We start from the raw sequence: 7934 nt of genomic DNA on the forward strand, positions 1-7934 counted from the left end.
GGCCTTTATGCACTTCAGCATAGAGGTCAAGAAAGCACTGGAATTGCAGTTTCAAATGGAAATGAAGTGAAAATTCATAAGGGACTTGGAATAATAACAGAAGCATTTAGAAATGAAGATTTAGAAAAACTTAAAGAGGGAAATGGACATATAGCAATAGGTCATGTTAGATATTCAACAGCAGGAGCTAAAACTATTGAAAATTCACAACCCCTTTTAACAAATACAAAACTTGGACCAATATCAGTTGCTCATAATGGAAATCTTGTAAATGCTGATGTTATAAGAGAACTTTTGGAGGATGGTGGACATGTATTCCATACTTCAGTTGATTCAGAAGTTTTAATTTCATTGATAGCAAGAGGAGCAAAACGAGGAATGGAGAGAGCAGTAGTTAATGCTGTTTCAGCTGTAAGAGGTTCTTTTGCAATGGTTATTATGACAAAAGATAAACTTATAGGAATAAGAGATCCACATGGAATAAGACCACTTTGTCTTGGAAAGATAGATGAAGGATATATTTTATCTTCTGAAAGCTGTGCTATAGATTCTATTGGCGGAGAACTTATTCGTGATATAGAACCAGGAGAAATTGTAGTAATTGATGAAAATGGAGTTAAATCTATTAGATATTCTGAAAATACAACATGCCAAACTTGTGCATTTGAATATATTTATTTTGCAAGACCAGACTCAGTTATTGATGGACTTGATGTTTATGAAACAAGAGTAAAACAAGGTGAGGCTTTATATAAAGAAAATAAAATAGAAGCTGATTTAGTAGTTGCAGTTCCAGACTCAGGAATTCCAGCAGCAATGGGGTATGCAAAAGCATCAGGAATTCCTTATGAAATGGGGTTTATTAAAAATAGATATGTAGGAAGAACTTTTATATCACCATCACAGGAACTTCGTGAAAGAGCAGTTCGTGTAAAATTAAATCCATTAAAAGCAACTGTTAAAGGGAAGAGAGTAGTTTTAATAGATGATTCAATAGTAAGAGGAACAACATCAAAGCATCTTGTAGAATCTTTAAGAAAAGCAGGAGCAACAGAAGTTCACTTTTTAGTTGCATCACCAGCAGTTAAATATCCATGTTACTTTGGAATTGATACACCTTACAGAAGTGAGCTTATAGGTGCTAATAATTCAGTAGAAGAAATAAAAGATATTATAGGTTGTGATACATTAGGATACTTAAGTTTAGAAGGAATGTATGAAAGCTTTTTTGGAAGAAGAAATTTCTGTGTAGGATGCTTTAATGGAGTATATCCAGTTTCAGCACCAATGGAAAAATTAAATGATAATCTTGAGGAGGAAAAGGTATTATGTTAACTTACAAGGATTCAGGAGTAAATATAGAAGAAGGCTATAAGTCAGTAAAGCTTATTCAAGATTATGCAAAGAAAACTATGAGTGAATATGTATTAAATGGACTTGGTTCTTTTGGAGGAATGGTAGAACTTCCAGAAGGATATAAAAAGCCTGTTTTAGTTTCAGGAACTGATGGAGTTGGAACTAAGCTTCAAATAGCTTGTACAAAAAAGAAATATGATACAGTTGGAATTGATTGTGTTGCTATGTGTGTTAATGATATTTTATGTCATGGTGCAAAGCCATTATTCTTTTTAGATTATATAGCTTGTGGAAAGCTTGAAGCGGAAGTAAGTGCTAGTTTAGTTAAAGGAGTTTCTGATGGATGTTTAATGTCAGATTGTGCTTTGATTGGTGGAGAAACTGCTGAAATGCCAGGCTTTTATAAAGAAGGAGATTATGATATTGCAGGATTTGCAGTAGGAATAGTTGATAAAGATAAAATAATAAGTGGTGAAAAAATAAGTGAAGGTGATGTTTTAATAGGAATACCATCATCAGGAATTCATTCAAATGGATATTCATTAGTAAGAAAAGTATTTACTGATTTAGATAGAGAGTTTAATGGAAGAGAAATTTATAAAACTCTTTTAGAGCCAACTAAAATATATGTAAAGCCTGTTTTAAGTCTTATAGAAAAATTTGAGATAAAAGGAATGGCACATATAACAGGGGGAGGATTTATAGAAAACATTCCAAGAATGTTTAATGGAAGAAATCTTACTGCAGTTATAGATAAAAATAGCTTTAAAATTCCGCCAATATTCTTAGAGATGGAAAGACTAGGAGTTAATAGAGACCATATGTTTAACACATTTAATATGGGAATTGGATTTGTAGTATGTGTTTCTAAAGAAATTGCAAAAGAAGTAATAGAAGAATTAAATAATTTTAATGAGGATGCAACTATAATAGGTAATGTAGTTTCAGGAGGTGAAGGGATTTGTTTAAAATAGCAGTCCTAACATCAGGTGGAGGGTCAAACCTTCAATCTATTATAGATAATATAAATTCAGGGGATATAAATGCAAAAATTGAGATAGTTATAGGAAGCAAGGATGGAATTTATTCATTAGAGAGAGCTAAAGAAAATAATATAAAGTTTGAAGTTGTAAGTAAAAAAGAGTATGGAAATAAAACTTCAGATAAAATATTAGATTTAGTGAAAAATGTTGATTTAATAGTTCTTGCAGGATATCTTTCAATATTAGAGGGCGAAATCTTAAAAAGGTTTGAAAATAAAATTATAAATATACATCCATCACTTATTCCAGCTTTTTGTGGAGATAAGATGTATGGAGAAAGAGTGCATAAAGCAGTAATAGAAAAAGGGGTTAAATATACAGGGTGTACAGTTCATTTTGTAAATGAAGAAGTTGATGGGGGCGCAATTATTCTTCAAGAGATAGTAGAAGTAAAAGAAAATGATACTGTAGAAACCTTGCAAAAAAGGGTGCTTGTAAAAGAGCATATATCACTTCCTAAGGCTGTTAAATTAATAAGTGAAGGAAGAATTAATGTTGAAAACAATAAAGTTAAGATAAAAGAAGAGGTGTGTTTATGAAAAGAAGAGCTTTAATTAGTGTATTTAATAAAGATGGTGTTTTAGAATTCTCAAAAGAACTTATAAATATGGGAGTAGAAATACTTTCAACAGGTGGAACATATAAGTATTTAAAAGAAAATGGAATAGAGGTTATTGAAGTTAATAAGGTAACAGATTTTCCAGAAATGTTAGATGGAAGAGTAAAAACACTTCACCCACGTATACATGCAGGGATCTTAGCAATTAGAGATGATGAAAAGCATATGAACACATTAGAAGAGCACAATATAAATACTATTGATTATGTTGTAGTTAATCTTTATCCATTCTTTGAAAAAGTAAAAGAAGATTTAAGCTTTGATGAAAAGGTTGAGTTTATAGATATTGGTGGACCAACTATGCTTAGAGCCGCAGCTAAGAACTTTAAAGATGTAACAGTTATTTCAGATACTAAGGATTATGAAAGAGTAATAAATGAAATAAAAGAAAATGGAGAAGTTACATTAGGACTTAAAAAAATACTAGCAGGAAAAGTATTTAATTTAATGAGTGCTTATGATGCTGCAATATCAAATTTTCTTTTAGAAGGAGAAGAAGAATATCCTGAATATCTTTCAGTATCATACAAGAAAAAGCAAAGCTTAAGATATGGAGAAAACCCACATCAAAGTGCAGCTTATTATGGAAGCTTAGAAAATGATGGAGCTATGAATAGCTTTGAGATTTTAAATGGAAAAGAACTTTCATATAATAACCTAAAAGACGTCGATATAGCGTGGAAGGTTTGCAATGAATTTACTGAAATTGCTTGTTGTGCATTAAAGCATAATACACCTTGTGGAGTAGCAATAGGTGAAACAGTTTTAGATTCTTATAAGAAAGCACATGATGCAGACCCTGTATCAATTTTTGGTGGAATAGTTGGAATAAATAGAGTTGTAGATAAAGAAACAGCGGAGGAAATGAGTAAGATTTTCTTAGAAGTTATAATAGCAAATGGATATACTGAGGAAGCTTTAGAAGTCCTTAAAAAGAAAAAGAACTTAAGAGTTTTAGAAGGAAAAGTAAAACCAAATTCTAAAAAGTTTATGGTTACAGTTGATGGCGGAATTTTAGTTCAAGAAGAAGATTTAAAATTAAAAGACAAAATGGAAGTTGTAACTGAGAGAAAGCCAAGTGAAAAAGAACTTAGAGATATGGAATTTGGAATGAAGGTAGTAAAATATGTTAAATCAAATGCAATAGTGGCGGTTAAAGATGGGGTTGCTGTTGGAGTTGGTGGTGGACAGGTTAATAGAATTTGGGCTACTACTGAAGCTTTAGAAAGAGCAAAAACTGCAAATGTTATAGCATCAGATGCATTCTTCCCATTTAGAGATTGTGTTGATGAAATTGCAAAGTATGGTGTAAAAGCAATTGTACAACCAGGTGGCTCAATGAGAGATGAAGAATCAATAAAAGCTTGTAATGAGCATGAAATATCTATGGTATTTACAGGAATAAGACACTTTAAACATTAATTAAGTAAAAGCTTACAGGATATTATATTTTGTAAGCTTTTTAAAAGAGGGAGGATTTAAGAGTGAAGATATTATTAATAGGATCAGGTGGACGTGAAAGTGCAATAGCATTTAAATTACTTCAAAATGAAAGAGTTTCTAAAATATATGTAGCACCAGGAAATGGTGGAACAGCATCCTACGAAAAATGTGAGAATATAGATTTAGAAGATATAAATGATTTAAGAGTATTTGCTATAAATGAAGGAATAGACTTAACTATAGTAGGACCAGAAGAACCTTTAACCAAAGGGATAGTTGATATATTTAAGGAAGAAGGATTAAAAATATTTGGACCAGCACAAAATGCTGCTATGCTTGAAGGAAGCAAGGGATTTTCTAAGGATTTCATGAAAAAATATAATGTAAGTACAGCAGAGTATGGTGTATTTTATAATGAAGAAGATGCAAATAAATATCTAGAAAACTGTAAATATCCAATAGTAATAAAAGCAGATGGACTTGCAGCAGGAAAAGGTGTTGTTATTTGTGAAAATGAAAAAATGGCAAAAGAAACTATAAATTTATTTATGGTAGATGATATATTTAAAGGTGCAGGTAAAAAAGTAGTTATAGAAGAATTTTTAGAAGGAATAGAAGCATCAATTTTATCTATAACAGATGGGAAAAAAATAGTACCATTCTTATCAGCAAAAGACCATAAACAAATATTTGATGGAAATAAAGGACCTAATACAGGTGGAATGGGAGTAGTATCACCTAATCCATATGTTACAGAAGAGGTATTAGAAGATTTCTATAAAAATATAATGAGCAAAACTTTAATAGGAATACAAAATGAGAATATGGACTTTAAAGGAATTATTTTCTTTGGAATAATGATAACTAAAGAAGGGGTAAAACTTTTAGAATATAATGTTAGAATGGGGGACCCTGAAACACAATCAGTACTTTCATTAATGGAAAATGACTTTTTAGAAGTAATAGAAAAAGCATTAGATGAAAAGCTTAATGAAGTAGAAATGAAATGGAAAGAAGGTTACTGTATAAACGTGGTATTCTCATCAGAAGGTTATCCTGCAAAAGCTAAAACAGGATATGAAATAGAAATAGAAAAAGATGTATTTAAAGACGTGTTTATAGCAGGAGCTAAAAAAGAAAAAGAAAAGCTTATAACTACAGGTGGAAGAGTGCTTTCAGTTGTAGGTAATGGAAAAGACTTGGAAGAAGCTTATAAAAATGTATATGAAAAGACTGAAAAAATAAAATTTAAAGGGGCTTACTATAGAAAAGATATAGGAAAAGCTAAATAAGAGAGAGTGAATGCTTTTAAAAGAAGTATTCACTCTTTTATTCATTAAAATCAAAAATAAAAATCATAAAAATAAATAAAAAATAGTGATAAAATGGAAAAAATGGTATATAATTTAAATAAAGATTAAATGTTTACATTAAGAATAAAAAAATGTAAATTGGAGAAAATAATTTTAAATTTATATTATTAGGAGGTTTTAAGTAATGGATTACAACAATATACCAGGGTTAGACAATTATGTAGCAAAATATATGGATGAAAATGGGTGCAGCTTTGAGCAGGCATGTGAAGAATTAGAAATTGATAAAAACAATGTGTTTAACCAAGGAAATACTAATTTAGAATAAATTTAGTTAATTAGGAATTAAAAGTTAAAAATGAAGAATTAGGAAGCATCCTGTTTAAAAAACAGGATGCTTTTAGATGGTTAAAAACGAGTACAACAAAAAAGGGAGAGGGAAGACATTATGGAAAAAGGTATAGGGGAAGATATGAATATATTTAATTATGATGGAATGATGTTTAGTCCAAAAAGCAATACAGAAAATGGAGAGGTAAGCAATTTAACAATATTTAAGTATAAACAAAAAGGAAATGTCCTATCAGGTGAATATGCTAGTGGAGATATTGTTAAAGGAACTTTATTAGGACAAGTACTAGAAAATGGTGAACTAGAATTTTATTATAACCATACAAATATTAAGAATGAGCAAAGAGTGGGGAAGTGCAAGAGCATTCCGAAGATATTAGAAAGTGGAAAGATAGAATTATATGAAAAATGGCAATGGCTAAATGGTGATATGTCAGAAGGAGAATCAGTAATAATTCAAATATAAGTTTAGAAATAATAAGTAAAACTTATATTAATCTCTTTTTTGGGTTGATAACTGATAAATATAAATCAGTAATATTCGAAGAGTTAGAAATAGATTTAAATAGAATATATTCAGATATAATAAATGAATAAAAAAGGACTTTTTCAAAGGTGAAAAAGTCCTTTCTTTTATTGTATAAATAGAAGATTAAAAAAACATAGTCTATGAGTTATAAACTTCTACATCTAACATATTTTCAGATTTTGCCACAGCAACTGATGTTGCTGCATCTCCAACTACGTTTAAGGCTGTAACTAACATTTCAACTGGTCTGTTTATTGCAAGAATTAATGAATAGGCAAGTAGAGCAGATTCGTTGTTGTAGCCCATTCCTGTTAATACTGTAAATAGTATGATTGCACCTGCACCTGGAGCAGCTGGTGTTCCAATTGATGAAATTAAGGCTAAAACTCCGATTATAATAATGCTTGATAATGTAACGTCATATCCTGCACTTGAGGCTATGAAAACTGCAGCAATAACTTGCATTATAGCTGTTCCGTTCATATTGATTGTCATACCAAGAGGTAAGGTGAATGAAGCAATTTCACTATGAACACCAAGCTCATTAACTGTTGTTTGAGTGTTTAATGGAAGTGTTGAAGCTGATGATGATGTTGAAAATCCAAATAAAGCAACCTTTAAAATCTTTCTTACGAAGATAAATGGATTTAATCTAGTTGTTACAAAGATAAATGCCCCATAGCCAAAGATTAAGAATAAAAGTAAGGCTATTATAACAATTACTACATAAGTTAAAGCTGGCTTAAGGTGCTCAATACCATATATTGCAAAGGTTCTAGTGATTAAAACAAATATTGCAAAAGGACCAAACTTTGTTATTATAAAGCTTAAAAATACAGTTATGATTTTATTAACCTCTTCTAAAACTTTCTTTAAAACTTTAATTTCATCTCCAAGTTTATTAATACATAAACCAGTTGCAACTGCTAAGAAAACAACAGAAAGTACTCTTCCATTTTCAGAAAAAACTGAGGTTATATTAGATGGAATAGCTTGTACAAAAACTAATAATGGATTACTACCAGTCGTCCCTGCTGTTTCTTGAAGATTTGATATTGTTACATTGAATAAACCCATATTATGAGCAACTAATGCAAAGATTCCTGCTAAAACTAAGGAGAATAATGAAGTTCCAAGAAAACCTAAAAGTGTTTTACTTGAGATTCTTCCAAGCTTTTTTGTATCTGTAATTTTACACATTGCTAAAGCTATTGAAGTAAAGACCATAGGAACTATAACTAATTGAAGTGAATTAATAAATAATTGTCCTATTATATAGA

8 protein-coding genes are annotated in these 7934 nt (G+C 30.3%); 7 read left to right on the top strand and 1 reads right to left on the bottom strand.

The window, feature by feature from the left end:
- From purF to ACRC28_RS10875, 7 genes are all read left to right on the top strand, one after another.
- Positions 1 to 1335, top strand: a 1335-nt coding sequence (purF, locus tag ACRC28_RS10845) for an amidophosphoribosyltransferase (protein WP_438543463.1), incomplete at its 5' end; no start/stop codon positions are given.
- Entirely contained in the window at positions 1329 to 2330 is a 1002-nt protein-coding gene (gene purM, locus ACRC28_RS10850; protein ID WP_438543464.1) for a phosphoribosylformylglycinamidine cyclo-ligase, read from the top strand. The genes purF and purM, both read left to right, overlap by 7 nt.
- Positions 2318 to 2938, top strand: coding sequence for a phosphoribosylglycinamide formyltransferase (purN, locus tag ACRC28_RS10855; RefSeq protein WP_438543465.1), 621 nt, complete (start codon positions 2318 to 2320; stop codon positions 2936 to 2938). Before purM ends, purN begins: the two co-directional genes overlap by 13 nt.
- Positions 2935 to 4440, top strand: a complete 1506-nt coding sequence (gene purH, locus ACRC28_RS10860; RefSeq protein ID WP_438543466.1) for a bifunctional phosphoribosylaminoimidazolecarboxamide formyltransferase/IMP cyclohydrolase — start codon at positions 2935 to 2937, stop codon at positions 4438 to 4440. The genes purN and purH overlap by 4 nt, the downstream gene beginning before the upstream one ends.
- 62 nt (positions 4441 to 4502) lie before the next feature.
- Positions 4503 to 5753 carry a phosphoribosylamine--glycine ligase gene (gene purD / locus ACRC28_RS10865; protein WP_438543467.1) on the top strand — a complete coding sequence of 417 codons (1251 nt, stop codon included), beginning with the start codon at positions 4503 to 4505 and terminating at the stop codon, positions 5751 to 5753.
- 205 nt (positions 5754 to 5958) lie between these two features.
- Positions 5959 to 6102: a hypothetical protein gene (locus tag ACRC28_RS10870; RefSeq protein WP_438543468.1), complete on the top strand. Its 144-nt coding sequence runs from the start codon at positions 5959 to 5961 to the stop codon at positions 6100 to 6102.
- A gap of 120 nt (positions 6103 to 6222) precedes the next feature.
- Positions 6223 to 6591, top strand: a complete 369-nt coding sequence (locus ACRC28_RS10875) for a n-acetylglutamate synthase (RefSeq protein WP_438543469.1) — start codon at positions 6223 to 6225, stop codon at positions 6589 to 6591.
- 201 nt (positions 6592 to 6792) lie between these two features.
- On the opposite strand, the gene ACRC28_RS10880 is transcribed toward ACRC28_RS10875, so the two are convergent.
- Positions 6793 to 7934 (bottom strand): dicarboxylate/amino acid:cation symporter (locus ACRC28_RS10880; protein WP_438543470.1); only part of this gene is annotated, 1142 nt, incomplete at its 5' end.

Source organism: Clostridium sp. (assembly GCF_051650885.1).
GTDB lineage: Bacteria > Bacillota > Clostridia > Clostridiales > Clostridiaceae > Clostridium.